The sequence below is a fragment of the Caldicellulosiruptoraceae bacterium PP1 genome (assembly GCA_041320695.1).
Classification (GTDB): Bacteria; Bacillota; Thermoanaerobacteria; order Caldicellulosiruptorales; family Caldicellulosiruptoraceae; genus JBGGOQ01.
Genome location: JBGGOQ010000002.1, coordinates 409,848 through 427,105, shown reverse-complemented (window position 1 = coordinate 427,105; position 17,258 = coordinate 409,848). Strand labels below are relative to the sequence as shown.

11 protein-coding genes are annotated in these 17,258 nt (G+C 28.9%); all 11 read right to left on the bottom strand.

Annotation, left to right across the window (positions count from 1 at the left end; genetic code table 11):
- Positions 1-12: 12 nt before the first annotated feature.
- Positions 13-1,566: a response regulator gene (locus tag ACAG39_05565; protein ID MEZ0536705.1), complete on the bottom strand. Its 1,554-nt coding sequence runs from the start codon at positions 1,564-1,566 to the stop codon at positions 13-15.
- Positions 1,567-1,572: 6 nt separating this feature from the next.
- Entirely contained in the window at positions 1,573-3,333 is a 1,761-nt protein-coding gene (locus ACAG39_05560; protein MEZ0536704.1) for a sensor histidine kinase, read from the bottom strand.
- A 166-nt stretch (positions 3,334-3,499) separates the two neighbouring features.
- The gene (gene yicI / locus ACAG39_05555) at positions 3,500-5,818 is read right to left on the bottom strand and encodes an alpha-xylosidase (protein MEZ0536703.1); all 2,319 of its coding nucleotides are present in this window, start codon (positions 5,816-5,818) and stop codon (positions 3,500-3,502) included.
- 32 nt (positions 5,819-5,850) lie between these two features.
- A complete protein-coding gene (locus tag ACAG39_05550) occupies positions 5,851-8,151 on the bottom strand; it encodes a glycoside hydrolase N-terminal domain-containing protein (protein ID MEZ0536702.1) in 2,301 nt (766 codons plus the stop codon).
- Between the two features lie 75 nt (positions 8,152-8,226).
- On the bottom strand, positions 8,227-9,921 hold the full coding sequence (locus ACAG39_05545) for an ABC transporter substrate-binding protein (GenBank protein ID MEZ0536701.1): 1,695 nt from the start codon (positions 9,919-9,921) through the stop codon (positions 8,227-8,229).
- Positions 9,922-9,980: 59 nt separating this feature from the next.
- Positions 9,981-10,823: a carbohydrate ABC transporter permease gene (locus ACAG39_05540; GenBank protein MEZ0536700.1), complete on the bottom strand. Its 843-nt coding sequence runs from the start codon at positions 10,821-10,823 to the stop codon at positions 9,981-9,983.
- A gap of 69 nt (positions 10,824-10,892) precedes the next feature.
- Positions 10,893-11,753: an ABC transporter permease gene (locus tag ACAG39_05535; protein ID MEZ0536699.1), complete on the bottom strand. Its 861-nt coding sequence runs from the start codon at positions 11,751-11,753 to the stop codon at positions 10,893-10,895.
- A gap of 371 nt (positions 11,754-12,124) precedes the next feature.
- A complete protein-coding gene (locus tag ACAG39_05530; GenBank protein ID MEZ0536698.1) occupies positions 12,125-14,596 on the bottom strand; it encodes a glycoside hydrolase family 3 C-terminal domain-containing protein in 2,472 nt (823 codons plus the stop codon).
- 177 nt (positions 14,597-14,773) lie between these two features.
- Positions 14,774-15,469: an L-ribulose-5-phosphate 4-epimerase gene (gene araD / locus ACAG39_05525; GenBank protein MEZ0536697.1), complete on the bottom strand. Its 696-nt coding sequence runs from the start codon at positions 15,467-15,469 to the stop codon at positions 14,774-14,776.
- A 112-nt stretch (positions 15,470-15,581) separates the two neighbouring features.
- The gene (locus ACAG39_05520; protein ID MEZ0536696.1) at positions 15,582-16,442 is read right to left on the bottom strand and encodes a patatin family protein; all 861 of its coding nucleotides are present in this window, start codon (positions 16,440-16,442) and stop codon (positions 15,582-15,584) included.
- A 115-nt stretch (positions 16,443-16,557) separates the two neighbouring features.
- The gene (locus tag ACAG39_05515) at positions 16,558-17,163 is read right to left on the bottom strand and encodes an FMN-dependent NADH-azoreductase (GenBank protein MEZ0536695.1); all 606 of its coding nucleotides are present in this window, start codon (positions 17,161-17,163) and stop codon (positions 16,558-16,560) included.
- Between the last annotated feature and the right edge of the window lie 95 nt (positions 17,164-17,258).

Genomic DNA, 17,258 nt, shown 5'->3' with positions numbered 1-17,258 from the left:
AGGTAGCCTTGTTTATTTACTTTCTATTTTACTTTTGAAGCTACTTGGTTGTATTCCTACATATTTTTTGAATTTTGAGCAAAAATAATCAACATCATCATATCCTACTTTTTTTGCAACTTCATATACTTTATATCCCTGTATTAAAAATTGTTTAGCCTTTTCTATCTTAATTTTATCAATATACGTTGTATAATTTTCTCCAAATAATCTTTTGAAAAGTTTACTGAAATATGAAGAATTATACCCAAAAATCTTTGCAATTGTATCCAGTTTAGCATCGCTATTATAGTTTTTTTGTATATATTCTTCTATTTTATCTTTTATATTTTCATTTTGAGTTTGATGGTTCTCTTCAATTATGCTGCTAAATAAATATTTCAATAGGCCTTTTAATTCCACCATATTTTCGCATAAATAAAACTTTCTTAATTCAATAGGGCTTAAATAACTATCCAACTGTTCTTTCTCAATAATATTAACATTAGTTAATTGGTTTAATATCTCAATATAAATATTTAAAAAATGAGATTTTATTTCTTCCTCTGACATATTGGTATGCATAAAATTCTTTGATAAATTCTCAATGCAGTCATTTAATTGAATGAAATTTCCTAATTCTATTGCTATCTTTACTTGTTTCTTTAATAAATCTTCAGGTAAAATTGATGTTTGAGTTTCTTGGTAGTGATCATCCCAAATATAAATAATACCCTTATACCCATATAGAAAATTCTTACCAAGAAGCATTTGAGCATCTTTTAATGAAAGATAAATTTCAGAATAATGGTCCACAGGTCTTCCAACAGACAGAACTACTTCCTCTTTGAAGGTGCTTTTTATCTGATTCTTTAAGAGGTTAAAAGTTCTGCTGTTAAATGGATACCAAAAGTTTTTGAATAAGATACATATATTATTTTTTAAAATTAGGGTATATCCTATATCGTATTTTTTGAGAAATTTGTCAATTACATCTTTTATCTGCGTGATTTTATGCTGAATATTATCAGTAACATTATTAAGTAGTGACATTGTAGATATTTGAACCAAAGCAATCTGGTATTTCTCCCAGGGGAGATTAAGATTATATATATTATTGAGCACACTTATGTCAATCGAGTGCTGACTATTTGTAATTAAATTTTCTAAAACCTTATCTTTTGCAAGATTTATGCTATTTAAAAGATTTTTTTGCTTATTTATCTCTGAGTATATCTTATTTAAGTGATTTATTAAAATTTCAGCATTTACAGGTTTTAATAAATAGGCAACAACACCATATTCTATTGCCTTTTGAGCAAATTTAAAATCAGAATAACCAGATAAAATAACAAACTTAGTATTTATTTGCCTTTTTTTAACTTCTTCTATAAGCTTAAGTCCATCAATGCCAGGGATTTTTATATCTACAACACATACATCAGGATTATGTATAATAATCTTTTCAAGTCCATTTACACCATCATATGCAGTATCAACTACTTTAAAATTTCCATTTGATTCTATGATTTTTTTAAGACCTTCTACAATCATTGGCTCGTCTTCAACAACCATTACTCTTAACAAATATAATCACCTCTTAGGTAAAAATAAGGATACCTTGGTTCCAATATCTTTTTGACTTTCTATGTTAAATTCAAAATCATCCCCATAATATAGTTTTAATCTTTGAAATATATTTCGTATTCCAATAAATTTAGGATTTTCCTCTTTAGAATAATCTATATCTATAAGCTCTTTTATATGTTTCAATTTTTCTTCATCAATACCAATTCCATTATCTTCAACTGTTATATAAAGTCCATCATTTTTATCTATTAATGAAATAACTATAGTTGAAATTCCTAATTTGTTTTCAATACCATGAACAATACTATTTTCAACAATAGGTTGTAATGTAAATGGTGGTATTTTATATTGCAATATATCTTGTGAATAGTTTAATATGTATTGTATTCTGTTTGCAAATCTAATTTTTTGTATTTTCAAATATTCTTGCAATATCTCAAGTTCTTTATCAATAGTAATTAAAGTATGTGGCATATTTAAACTTTTTCTAAGCAAGTTTGAAAGTAAATAAATAGCATTAGATACATCATTATTTTCACTGCAAATAGCCATCATTCTAATTACCTCAAGTGTATTAAATAGAAAATGAGGATTCATTTGATTACTCAAAACTTGTAGTTGAATATCTTTTTGTTTTGATAATAGTTCATGTTTTTGCATATTAGCAATATATACTTCTTCAATAAGCTTTTTTAAGCTTTTTGCCATATTGCTTATGTTATTTGATAATTCACCTATTTCGTCATTTCCCATCAGTGAAAGTTCAATATCCAAATTTCCTTTTGCAATTTGATTTACCTTCTTATTTAATATATTAACCCTTGATGTTATCATATTAGAAAAAATTAAAAATAATATCAGTGAAATAATTATATTTAATATTATTATTACTGTATTTTTTGTCATTGCTCTACTTACTTTTTGATTAATAACCTTAATGGGAAATGATGAAATAACTTTTATATTATCATTAGGATCATATGTTATCTCTATAGAATCAATAATTGCTAATAAATTTATATTTCCAATTGTTATGTTATATGTACCATTTTTATTTTTAGAAATAATATTCATCTTTTTATTTATAAGTAAATTATCTTTGGAGCCTACAATTGTTCCATTATTAAATGCGATTAGGGTTTGGTCATTTTGTGATAAAATCTGTCTTAATTCATCTATATTGAGGTAAATATTCATTACGCCTAATCTTTCTCCATAGCTATTTTTAATAAGTCTTACTAAGCTTAAATAATATGTAGGTCTTATTGGATCATTATCATATACTAACTGAAATGAAATCTTTCCATCGTTTTTTATAGCTTCTTTAAACCATTGTTGATTGGTTATAAAATTATCAACCGGAAGTATTTGTCCTGAACTTAGATTTGTTTTATTAAAACTATAAATTCTTATATTTTTCAATGCATTTTTATAAATAATTAAAAGATTTGTTATTTCGTTATAGTTCATTATATCATCATAATATTTAATAAAGTTGGAATAATTAGTTGACATTATATTTAATAGATCCTTATCTAAATACAACTTATTTGAAACATCAATTGAAGTATTTATCATTTGGGTAACAGCATTTCGAACATCAAAAACATTTTTTTTAGCATCCTTTATTTCATTTTCAAGTAAGTTATTCCTAAGTGTTATGTAATAAATTGTATCCATTATAATTTGTGGAATAAATGCACTTATAATAAAAATTAAGATTATCTTCTTTTTCATATTCATATTATTTAATATATTAATCAAACAGATATCCTCCTGAAAAATATATTGATAAAATTATCAATTGTAAATAAAAAATATAGTTTTTTTAATTAAATTATAACAAATAAAAAAGAAATAATAAATGAATAATACATGAAAAAGCTACCCTTCTTACATTGGGTAGCTTTTTAAAATTAAGCATATTATATTATAATTCAACAGAAATAGATGTTGCATTTTTGCTTGGAATTAACTTAACACCTAACTCAGTTTTAATAACCTCTGCTCCAGAAACTTTCTTTACATTATCAATTCTTCTTAAAATAACACTCCATGGTTTAGAAGTGTTTGATACCTTTATTTCAATACTATTACCTTTCTTGTCTAATTTTATTGTTTGTTCAACTTCAGCTTTTGTATTATAAATAGCCTTCTCAATAGTAACATTCTCATCTAATTCAAATACATGAAATTCAATATTATTTGTGTAATCATAATCTACATGGTATTCATCATTGCCAAAAGCAATTATACTATTTTCTCTTACCATCAATGGTAAACTAAGGTAATTATGATTTTCCTTTTTCCATGAACCACCTATCACCAATTGGTTTGTAATTAGATTTACCCATCTGCCTTCTGGCAGATAATATGTTACATCTCCCTTTTCATTAAATATTGGAGCTACTAATAATGAATCTCCTAACATATATTGCCTATCGAGGTAAGCACATGTTGGGTCATCTTGGAACTCTAAAATCATTGCTCTCATCATTGGAATACCTTTTTGTGCTGCTTCATTGGCAACAGTAAATAAGTAAGGCATAAGTCTACATTTTAGTTTTGTAAAGAATCTTAAAACATCAACTGCTTCTTCATCAAAGAGCCAAGGGACTCTATATGAAGAATTTCCATGAAGTCTACTATGTGATGATAAAAGTCCAAATGCAACCCATCTTTTATATAAATCTGGTGTTGCTGTATTTTCAAATCCGCTTATATCATGGCTCCAGAAACCAAAACCTGATAAACAAAGAGATAACCCACCTCTTAGGCTTTCCGCCATTGAATCATAACTTGCTGTACAATCTCCACCCCAGTGAACAGGAAATTGCTGTCCACCAACAGTTGCAGATCTCGCAAATACCAGTGCATTTTTTCCTAATTTTTCTTGTAATGTTTCAAAAACCACTTTATTATATAAGAATGTATAATAATTATGCATCTTTTCAGGATCAGAACCATCAAAGTAAACAACATCAGTAGGTATTCTTTCACCAAAATCTGTTTTAAAACAATCTACTCCCATATCTACAAGCCTTTTTAGTTTATCAGAAAACCATTTGCAAGCATCAGGATTTGTAAAATCTACTATTGCCATTCCAGGTTGCCATAAATCCCATTGCCATACATCACCATTTGGTCTTTTTAGTAAGTAACCATTTTTCATGCCCTCATCAAATAGCTTTGATTTTTGACCAATATATGGGTTTATCCAAACACAAATCTTTAGCCCCTTCTCTTTTAGCCTTTTCAAAATAGCCTGTGGATCTGGGAAATATCTGCAATCCCATTCAAAATCACACCATTGATACTCTCTCATCCAGAAGCAATCAAAATGAAATACATGTAAAGGTATATCTCTTTCAAACATACCATCAATAAAGCTATTAACTGTTTTCTCATCATAACTTGTAATAAATGATGTTGTGAGCCAAAGACCAAATGACCATGCTGGTGGTAATGAAGGTTTACCAGTTAGATCTGTATATCTTTTTAACACTTCCTTTATGGTTGGCCCATTAATAACAAAATATTCAAGATATTCTCCTGGAACACTAAATGAAACTCTTTCAACCTTTTCAGATCCTACTTCAAATGATACCTTTGATGATGAATTTACAAAAACACCATAACCTTTATTGGATACATAAAATGGTATGTTTTTGTATGCTTGTTCAGAAGCTGTACCGCCATCAGCATTCCATATATCCACAACTTGTCCGTTTTTTATAAATGGTGTAAATCTTTCGCCCAAGCCATAAACATATTCACCAACACCTAAAGCTAATTGTTCACACATATATGTTGATTTATTTTCATCAATCACATATGCGAGATTTCGCCATCCTGAATCAGTAATCTTTTCTTCTCCATTGAAAAATTCTACATGCCAATCTGATTTTTTTATTTTAACACTTAAGTTTCCAGTCTTCATAAAAATATATTCATCAAAATCTTTAACTTCTACTTTATGATTTTTTTGTTCATTAATTTTGAAATATGATTTATCCTGATCTTTTATTCCTTTGAAATGAAATGCTTGGACCTTTATTACCTCTGGTGCTGGAGAAGATAGTTTAACAGTAATAACTGGTCCACCTAATGTTTGACCTCTATGATAAATCTTTGAACACGGTGCATAAAGAACAACTGAATCATCATATAGTTCATAATCATATACGCAGGCTGCATAATTCACACTCACACCTTGCTTAATAAGCCAAAAACCATCAGTAAATTTCATTTGTCTTTCCTCCTCATATACAGTTTAGTTTATTATATACCAAAACTATCATGTGTTAATATTACTTCTTTTGTTGTATTATTAATAATTATTTCTTTATTTTCATATACAATCTTTAATTTATTTAAAGAATTATTTTTTATTAATAAATGCTTTAACTTATGATTCTCCCATTCAATATCTACTTCGAAATTTCCTCTTGTCTTAAGCCCTTTTAATTTTCCATCAGACCATTTTGTTATTTTAATTGGTAATACTTCTAAAACAAAATACTCTATTTTATCATATTCATCTTGCTGAGTATAACTTTGAGCAATACATTCTACTATAAGTGCAGGAAGACCACCAGAAATATCTGTATTAAAAAGTGAAGGCCCTGCATCGTGTGAAGATGCATAATTCTCATAGTAATAATCTTTTGCCAATTTATATATAATTTCTTCAACCATTTCAGAATCTTTTAAATGTGCAGCAGCCATACCTACCTGTATTAATCCAAATGCCATTATACCTTCTTCTTTGTTTTTAAATTGTTTTTTTAACCTGTATGCCTTTTTAGCTGCTTCTATTAAATTATCTTTTATTAAATCTTTATCAATGCAATAAAAAGTAGGATAAAGATGGGATGCATGTCTATGATCGTAATTGTCTACAAAGTCATAACACCATTCCTTTAAAGCACCATCTTCATTAACTTGATACTTAGGCATCTTTTCTAAAATTCTTTTCCACTTAATTATATTTTCTGTTTCTATGCCAAGGGTTGAACAACCTTCAATAAGATTACTAAAAACCTCTTTTGCAACAGCAATATCCATTGTTGCATTAATTGTTGTTTGAGAATTACTGTTTAGTGGAGTATTTTCTGGAGAGTAAGATGGTATAAACATCCATTTACCATGTTTATCTTCAATCATAAAATCTTCATAAAATTCTGCTACTTCTTTCATAAAAGGTAATACTCTATCTAAAAAGAAATTATTATCCTGCGTATATAACCAGTAATCATAAAAGTATCTTGCAATCCATCCAGCACCAGCAGTCCAATATATAATGGGCCAATCAATATTAAAATGAAAATTATAACCTTTTGTGCTTGTTCTTGATGGCAACACTATTCCTCTGCAACCAAATAACCTCTTTGCATTTTCTCTCATATGAGGAATAAGATTGTAATAGTAATTCAATAGCCTTTTCATTAACTCAGCATTATTTAATGGAAGTAGTCCTAAAATAGCAGTTGGTAAATTACCATCATTGGTATAATCAGATGACCATGGAACAGCATAAATTCCTGTCCAAATACCTTGCAACACAGGCGGATAATCACCGCAACTTGAAATAATTGCATATCTTCCTGCATTGAAGATTTTTTCTATAAACTTATTATTAATAATACCTTTTTTTGAGTCTAAATAAATTGAACTATCGCTAAATTGGCTATATTTCGATATATTAAAAGATACTCTATCAAAAAGTGTCTTATGAATGCTTTTATGTTCATTAAATAATAGCTCAACATTGTTAGGTATATTTCTTAAAAATTCTATATAGTATGATTTATCTAAGTTTTCAATATCATTATTTACATCAACAGTTGTAAATATTTTTATATTTGTTGCATCTATTATTTGTGTCGATTCATCAATATTTTTCAAAACTCCATCAGCTTCAATTTTAGAAATGCAAATATATCCTCCTTGTGTATACTTAAAAGCACATTTCATTGAAATAATATCTTTATCATATTCTATAATGGTATACTTTAATCCATTAATTAAATTATGTCTATTATCATATTCAGGTGTATTAAGATGTCCTTTGCTAATTTGAACTGTTATTTTATAGTCTGACTGTATTTGTAAAACAGAAATATTCCTTTTTCTTGACACAAAAAGGCTTCTTTTTATTGTTCCATTATTTGTTTTAATTTTTACTGCAGCGTATCCGGTATCGAAGTTAAGACTTCGCGAATAATCAACAATATTCTCATTTTGAAATTCTATATTTAAGCTACAAGCTGGAAAAAAAGGATCAGTCCAAACAAGGTCCTTGTATCCTTCTTTTTTTGCTAATTCCCAAGCAAACTCAGAAGCTTCTCTGTATTTTCCTTCAAACAGCATATTCCTAATTTTATTCAAATGTGGAGCAAGATTAATTGGTAATATCTCCTTTTCATATAATGGAATAAACAGTTTTTCATGTGTTAAATAGATACTCTCATTTTGTGGCTTACCTAACATTAGTGCTCCAATTGTTCCATTACCACATAATAACCCTTCTTCCCATCTTTTAGGAACAGTTGAATATGTATAGCCTAAATTGGTATTCAATATTCTCACTCCTCGTTAATTTAAAGAAAGGACTATCATAGAGAACGATAGTCCTTTCTATTTAATAAGGCAAGTCTATTTTGTCCAAAGTTCAATCTTTTCTTTAATAAGTTGTTCCATAGCTTTTTCATATTTTGCTCCATTTAGTTTGTCAAATCCTTTTAAGAAATCTGTATATGCTTGGTCAAATTTCTCTGGTTTTGCCATAATAACTTTAGCAATGTTCTGTGTTGCATAATCAAATGTTTTGCTTGCAATAGTTTTAATTTCGCTGTCTTCTGGTTGATGCATCCAAAGATCTCCCCATACCTTAACAGGATATGTTTCAGGTTTTGGGAATAGATCTTTCCATATTTGAACTTTGTAAGCACTTAATACTTTCTTTTCAACATCTGTATAGTTCTTGCTAATATCAGCTTTTGTTATATCAGGTGTAGTTGGATTACCTGTTTTGTCTATATATGTGTTTGGTAATCTTGGGAACGGATATGTGTAAACACCAATACCAGTTTTCTTGCCAAAAGTAGGATCAGTTAGTTTCTGTTGTTTAACACTATCAATGAATACTCTCTTTCCATTTACATATTTGTAATGTACATTTTCAATACCCCAGTTTCTTAGGATATTTGAATCTTCAGTTGTCATCCAATCTAAGAACTTAATAGCTCTTATTTTATCTTTACATTTTGAAGTAATTGAAACTCCCCACCCTCCAGTATAACCTTTTCTAACATCTGGTGGCGGTTGTAATATTTTAGTATTTGTTGTTACAGGATAGTATCCATACATTTTGTCATATTTCTTAGCATTTCTTAAAGCTGTAATAGGCTCTCCTACAGCCCATCCAGCATCTATTAGAGCAAGTACTCTACCACTAGCTATTTTTGCTTTATAAGTATCGTCTTTTTGAACAAATGTTTCTTTATCTAAAAGTCCTACATTCCACATATGATTAAGCCATCTGAAGTACTCTCTTTCAGCAGGTCTCTTATAGTGGAATTGAACTTTATATGTCTTTGGATCAACATAAAGTTCACCATCATCTGGAGCTCCAGTTGCTTGGAAAGCAGGATTTGTAACACTTATTACAGTTCTCCAGTTATCAGCACTTAATGTAAGAGGTATTGTTGGCATTCCATCAGTTTGTGGATTTGCTTTATAGTATTTGCTTATAGCATTTTCAAAATCTTTAACTGTTCTAATTGTTGGATAATTTTGTGACATAACTACTCTATGTTGTAGCATAAAACCACCATTTACATCTAACGAAGCATCATTGTCAGTTGTGATACCTAAAGCGTATATATGTGGATCATCCTTTGACCATTTTAGCCTCTTTAAGTTATCTCCAAAAGCTTTCTTTATATTTGGACCATATTTATTAATTAGATCATCTAATTGGACTAATAAGTTTGCATCTTTGAAAAGAGTTAAATCACCTTTTGCAAAAAGTAAATCTGGAACATCACCACTTGCAGCCATAAGCTGTAATCTTTGTGAACCAGCATCAACATTGTACTCAACCTTCAATGTAACACCAGTTAATCTTTTAATTTCTTTTGCAACTGGGCTTTGATAGCGATCATCGTTTGGATTTGTTTCAGCATTAAACATTGTAAATGTAATTGGTTTGCTTGCTTCAGGCATTACCTTTAATGGATGATAAAGCTTAGCAGAAGCAGCATCTGTCAAATAAACGTTCCCAATTGCAACTCCAAATGTGAATATAACAGCAATCAGGAGTGCAATAAACCTTAGGTTCCTTCTCATAAATATACCTCCCAAATATAATTATAGTTTATAAATATCACACTTGAAACAGTAAAATATTAACTTTTTACTGCACCAAGTGTCATACCCTTAATAAAGTACTTTTGAACAAAAGGATATACACATACAATTGGTAATGTTACAATAACAGTCATGGCCATTCTTAAGGATTGAGGAGTTACTCTCATAGTTCTATTAGGATCTAAGTTTGAATAATAATCTAAAGTTGATGATGCAGAAGCATTAGATAATATCTTTTGTAACTCATATTGTAATGTAGATAATTTCTCATTACCACCACAGTATAAGTATGTATCAAACCACGAGTTCCAATTCCCAACAGCAGAGAATAACGTAACAGTAGCCAATACAGGTAAGCATAAAGGTAAAATTATTCTAAAGAAAATAAGTAAATCATTTGCACCATCTATCATTGCTGATTCTTCAACATCATCAGGTATTTCATCAATAAATGATCTAATGAGAATTATATTAAAAGCACTTATCATACCAGGTAGTATATATACCCAGAAATTATTCATAAGTCCAAGAGACCTTATTAATAGATAATTAGGTACCATCCCACCATCAACATACATGGTTATAATAAATAATGCTGTGACAATTTTTCTAGCTAAAAAGTCTTTTCTGCTTAATACATAAGCAACCATTGCAGTAGATAAAACACTTGTAATTGTTCCTATCACTGTTCTTAAAACTGTAATCATTGTAGCATGAAGTATATTTGGATAACTTACTATTTCTTTATAATTTACCCAAGAAAATTTTCTTGGAAATATTGTTATTCCACCTTTTACTGCATCAAAAGGATCATTTAATGATACAGCTAACACATATAAAAATGGATACAATGTAATAATTACTAACAACAACATAAGCATGTTATTAATAATATTAAATATTTTATCACTAGTTGTGGTCTTCACTTTGTTCACCTGCCAATCTATTTTTTATACTACTCTATAACCAGTAGTCTTTTTACTAATCCAATTTGCTGTAAATAATAATGTTAAGCTTATCACAGATTTAAATAGACCAGCTGCTGTACCAAATGAAAACCTAAAGGTCCCTATACCATATTGAAGTATATATAAGTCAAGTACATCTGAAACATCTCTTACAGCAGCAGTTCTAAGTAAAAATTGCTTTTCAAAACCAATATTAATTATATTACCTATTGTCATAATAAGAATTAATACAACTGTTGGCATAATACCTGGAATAGTTATGTGCCATATCTTCTTAAGTCTTCCTGCCCCATCAACAGTTGCAGCTTCATATAGTTCTGGATTTATAGATGTAATGGCAGCTAAAAATATAATTGAATTCCATCCTAATTCTTTCCATATATCTGAAAAGGTTACTACCCACCAGAAGTATTTTGGTTCACCTAAAAACAAAATTGGTTCTTTTATGATATGTAAATTTTTAAGTATCATGTTCATAACTCCATCTGGAGAAAGCATTGAAGAAATCAAACTTGCAACAATAACCCACGATACAAAATGCGGCAAATATGAAATTGTTTGAACAACTCTTTTGTATACATTATTTTTAACCTCATTAATTAATATGGCTAAAATAATTGGCAATGGGAAACCAAAAAACAATCCCATCAAACTCATAGCAATAGTATTTTTCATAACTTTATAAAACTCAGGATCTTGGAACATATCAATAAAGTTTTTAAACCAAACCCATTCCTGCTGAAAAATTGGCTTGCCAATTTTATAATCTTGAAAAGCCATTATCCAACCCCATAAAGGTATGTACCTAAAAATGATAAGCCACACTAAAAAAGGTAATATCATCAAAATTAGATATCTCTGCTTATATACTAATTTACCTATGTTTTTTTTGGGCTTAGTAGGATTGGTTGAAATTTGAGCTTGTGCCGTATTAGTACTCATTTTTTGCCTCCTTATATAAATAATTGTTATAATATTATTATAATATACATGTTATTTGACATAATTTTCTAATATAATATTACTATTATATGTAAAATAACATAATTTTCTATTTTATTATGTTATTTTAATTATTTTATTTTATATTTTTATTACATTAATATTAAACAATATTTTTTTTAAAAAAAATACCTCATTTTTTTGCTATCTTTCACCCTATATCTTAGACATAAAAAAAGGGTGATTGTATTCACCCTTTTGAATATTAGTATTTATCTAAGTTTTTCACCAATAACTTTTACTTTTTTTGTAAGTCTAATATCTTGAGAAGATGTACCAATCATTAATGTAATATAGCCATCTTCGACAATAAAACATCCCTGTGATTCATTCCATATTGATAACTCCTCATAAGGTATTTCAAATTCAATATCCATCTCTTGTTTTGGTAAAAGATGAATTCTTTCAAAACCTTTTAGTTGCTTATTTGGCCTTTTATATTTTGAATTTTCTGCTTTTATGTATACTTGGATAACTTCATCAGATTCTATATCACCAGCATTTTTTACTCTTACTATTAGCTTTATTGATTTGTTAGGTTCAACAATTTCATTATTAACAATAATATCTATATACTCAAATTTAGTATATGTTAAACCATGTCCAAATGGATATAAAACTTCATCATCAAAATACATATATGTGCGATGGTTATTAATTATATCATAATCCATAATTGGTGGTAATTGGTTTATAGATTTATACCATGTCATATTAAGTCTACCTGCTGGGCTATAATCTCCAAATAAAACGTCGGCAATTGCATTCCCCATTTCTTGACCACTATGAGCAGTGTAAAGTATAGCTGGTATATTTTGATCTGCCCAGTTTATAGCAAAAGGATAACTTCCAATAATAAATAATACTGTATTGGGATTTTTTTCATAAATAGCTTTTAACAATTCTTCTTGATGGTAAGGTAAAATAATATCAGGTCTATCATATTCTTCTTTACCATTAATAAATGGGTTATTACCTAAAAATACTACACATATATCAGCAAGACTTGCTATTTCACTTGCTTTTTCTATCCCTTTTGATATACATTCAATTTTAAATTTTTGAGAATCTAAATCTTTAAAATCTTCAAATTTAATAATGTTATTATTCTCTGCGTCTACAGTAAAGCACTTATCATTCCAAGTCTTAATTATATATAAATCATTTTCAATTTTTTCTAATCTCAATTTTTGTTTAACAAACCAACCAATTATCTCTTTTGATGATGCTTTAACAAATCCATTATCTTCAGCATTAAGATACATATTGTTTGCCTTACTTCTAATAGTATAGCTACCCCAGCCCCAATCATCAAGAGAAAATATTTGACTGTCACTAATATGTAAGCCATTTGCAAATAATGGAGAGCTATCAGTCTTATATGCACTTAAATATCTGTTAGTTAATACTGATTTGATAGCAATCTCATCGTTTCCTGTATCAAAATAGATCTCATTTGCTAACTGCTTATTTAGTATACCTTGTAATGGAGTTACTTTATATGGTAATGAGCCACTATAATGATCTAAGAAAACCTCATTGGCTAATGGACCTATAACAGCTATTTTTTGCTTTTTAGACTTATCAATTGGTAATATATTTTTTTGGTTTTTAAGTAATACAATTGATTTTTGACTTGCCATATATGATAGCTTTGCATGATCTTTATGGCAAATTTCAGAATCTGAAATCTGACTATACGGATTTAGTTCATCTGGATCAAATTCCCCAAGTCTAAATCTTATTCTAAAAATATTTCTAAGAGCCCTGTCAATGTCTTCTTGATTTATTAAACCTCTTTCATAAGCTTCATTAAATGCTTCAATAACTATCTTAGGGTCATCTGTAAAACAGTCAACACCATTTTTTAAAGATGCTGCAGCAGCTTCATAATATGTATCAAAATAATGATGCATAGTAACAGTTTGGGTAAAATCAACTGCATCAGTCACTACAAATCCACTTAATTTCCATTCATGTTTAACAATGTCTTTGACGATAGGATTAACATTACAAGGAACACCATTTACTGCATTGTACGCTGTCATAATACAAGAGGCTTTACCTTTTGTAATTGCTCTTTTAAAAACATCAAGATAATACTCTCTCATATTTCTTTGACTTACTTCAGCAGAGCAAGATGCTCTTTCATATTCATTATTGTTAGCAAAAAAATGCTTTGGTGTTGCTGCAGTCTTTAAATAAAAAGGGTGTTGCCCTTGCATACCTTGAATAAATTTAGCTGCCATTTCACCTGCTAAAAACGGGTCTTCACCATAAGATTCTTCAGTTCTACCCCATCGAGGGTCTCTTGCCATATCTATTGTAGGTGCCCAAAGACAAAGACCACCTCTTTTATCTAATCTTCTATAAAATGCCCTTGCTTCGTCAGATATAGCCTCTCCAATTCTCTTCATAAGTTCTTTATCAAAACTGCAAACAAGCCCAATTGGTTGAGTATATACTGTTGCTACACCTCTCCACGCAAGACCATGTGCAGCTTCTCCTCCTACCCAAAACTCATTTATACCAAGTCTTGGTATTGCTTTTTGCCTTGTGGGCAAGAGTTCAATCTTTTCTTTAATTGTTAGTCTAGCAAGTAAGTCATCTATCCTTTTTTCTAGTGGTAATGAAGGATTCATAAAATGAAATGGAAATTTATCATCATAATATTTATAACCCATACAAAAAATCCCCCTTTTTATTTTTCTAATATATTATTAAAGTTATTATTTTAATTCAACAAAATACTAATATAATTAAAATTGTTTTAAATTATCTATATGTCAAAATTATTGGGTATAAAATATAAACTTTATAGGGTATAAAAAAAAGGGACAAATTTGTCCCATATAATAATTTTATCTATTTTTTTGTCCATAATAAGCATTTTTCCCATGTTTTCTTAAAAAGTGTTTATCTAATATTGCTCTATTAATAGAAGAAACTTGGGGATTAAGAGCTATTGTATTAAATGCCATCATTGCTACTTCTTCTAATACTACTGCATTATGAACTGCCTCATTTGCATCTTTTCCCCAAGCAAATGGACCATGATTACATACTAATACAGCTGGTATATAAGTTGGGTTAATATTTTTGAAAGTTTCAACAATTACTATTCCAGTCATTTTTTCATATTCATTATTAATTTCATCATTGGTAAGCCTTCTCGTACAAGGTATCTCCCCATAAAAATAATCAGCATGTGTTGTTCCAAGTGGTGGAATAGAAAGTCCTGCTTGAGCCCAAATTGTAGCCCACCTTGAATGTGTGTGAACTATTCCACCAATTTCCTTAAAATGCTTATATAAAATAAGGTGTGTTGGGGTATCTGATGATGGTCGTAAATTTCCTTCTATTACATTGCCTTCAAGGTCTACTACAACCATATGCTCTACCTTTAATTCATCATAAGGAACACCACTTGGCTTTATAACAACAAGTCCACTTTCTTTATCAATTCCGCTTACATTTCCCCATGTATATGTAACTAATCCTCTTTTAGGTAATTCAAGATTAGCTAATAAAACTTTTTCTTTTAATTCTTTTAACATACAAAATCCCCCATAAATTATAAACTATTTGATATAATTATATACCAAACAACTTGTATGCACAAGTTGTTTGGTAACATTTATTATGTTCTGTAAAATAAAAGAGGTAATTTTATATATTATTACTTTTTTGAAGCCACTCAAATAAATTATTATAAATGTTTTTAGCATCTTCAATTCCTAAGTTATATAGCCTTGTCAACTTTTCTTTATCCTTTTCTAATCTTCCAACTTCAATTAATTTACTTGGTCGAATAACAAAAGCTTTGCCTTGTTTTTCAAGTTCATCAATTAAATCAAGTGTATTGTTATATACAATATATCTTTTAATTATGCTATCAACTAAGTTTGGATATTGCGGGTAAAAACGTCTTGCTAATCTTTCAAATCTAAAAGGTTTTTTCCTATAATCATGAGGTCTTGTTAAAATTATTACAAATTTATTAAAACCATCATCAATAGCTTTTTGAATAGGAATGGAATCGGTAATACCTCCATCTAAATAAGGCTTACCATCTATTAATACAACTGGAGATATAAAAGGTAAACTGCTTGATGCTCTTAATACAAGCATCAAATCCTTACAATCCTTTTTATAAAAATACTCTGCCTTTCCTGTATTACAGTTAGTAGCTGTTATAACACATTCTTCTTTAGCATCAAAAAATGTTTTGTAATCAAATGGTATTAATTTATTTGGGATTTCATCAAACAACAAATCCATATGTAGAAGATAACCATATTTAAAAAAATTTCTTATATTAATGTATCTTGGGTCATCCAATGAATCAATTGTAGCTTTTTTACTTCTTTCTTTTTGTCGAGATATATATGATACAGCATTGCATGCACCAGCTGATGTACCAACTACATAAGGAAAATATAGATTTATATCCATAAAATAATCTAATACCCCGCTTGTATAAACCCCTCTCATTCCACCGCCTTCTAACACCAATGCAATTTTATCCATTTTTATCACCTTCAATAAAAATTATAATTGGCTTCTATTATTATATTAATACAAATTAATTGTATTATAAATAAGAATCGAGAGATTTTTACATCTCTCGACCTTATATTAAACTTTAAAATGTCTTGGCTATTTCAATAGCTTTATTAATTGCATTACTTACAATTGCCTCTACATCTTGCCCAATGATATCTAATTTTTCTGCAATTATTGTTTTAAAATCGGTTATACCCATAAATCCAAAAATTGTTTTTAAGTATCTATTTGCCATTTCAAATTCTGCAAATGGCCCTTGCATGTATTCACCACCTGTTGCCATTATATGAATTGCCTTTTTACCTTGCATAAGCCCTATTGCACCTTGTTCTGTATATTTAAAAGTTATTCCTGATACAGTGATATAATCGATGTATGCTTTCAAAATAGAAGGTATTCCTAGATTCCACATAGGTGCTGCTATTACATACTTATCAGCCTCTGCAAATTGATAGACATATTTTAGAATAGGATTGTTTTTTGATTCTTCATCTTTAGGTGCAAATATTTGGTTGATGTCATCAATTGTTAAGAAACGTAAATTTTCTTTATAAAGGTCTAGTTTTATAATCTCATCCTCTGGATGATATTGCTTATAAGCTTCAATAAACCTTTCTGAAATTCTAAATGTTCTTGATACTTCATCACTTTTAGGATTTGCTTTAATATATAGTACCTTTGCCATTTTTTATCACCTTTCTATTATAGATATTATTATCAGCAGTATTATAATTTAAAAATACTACTATGATATATAATACCCATAAAGAAGAATCATAA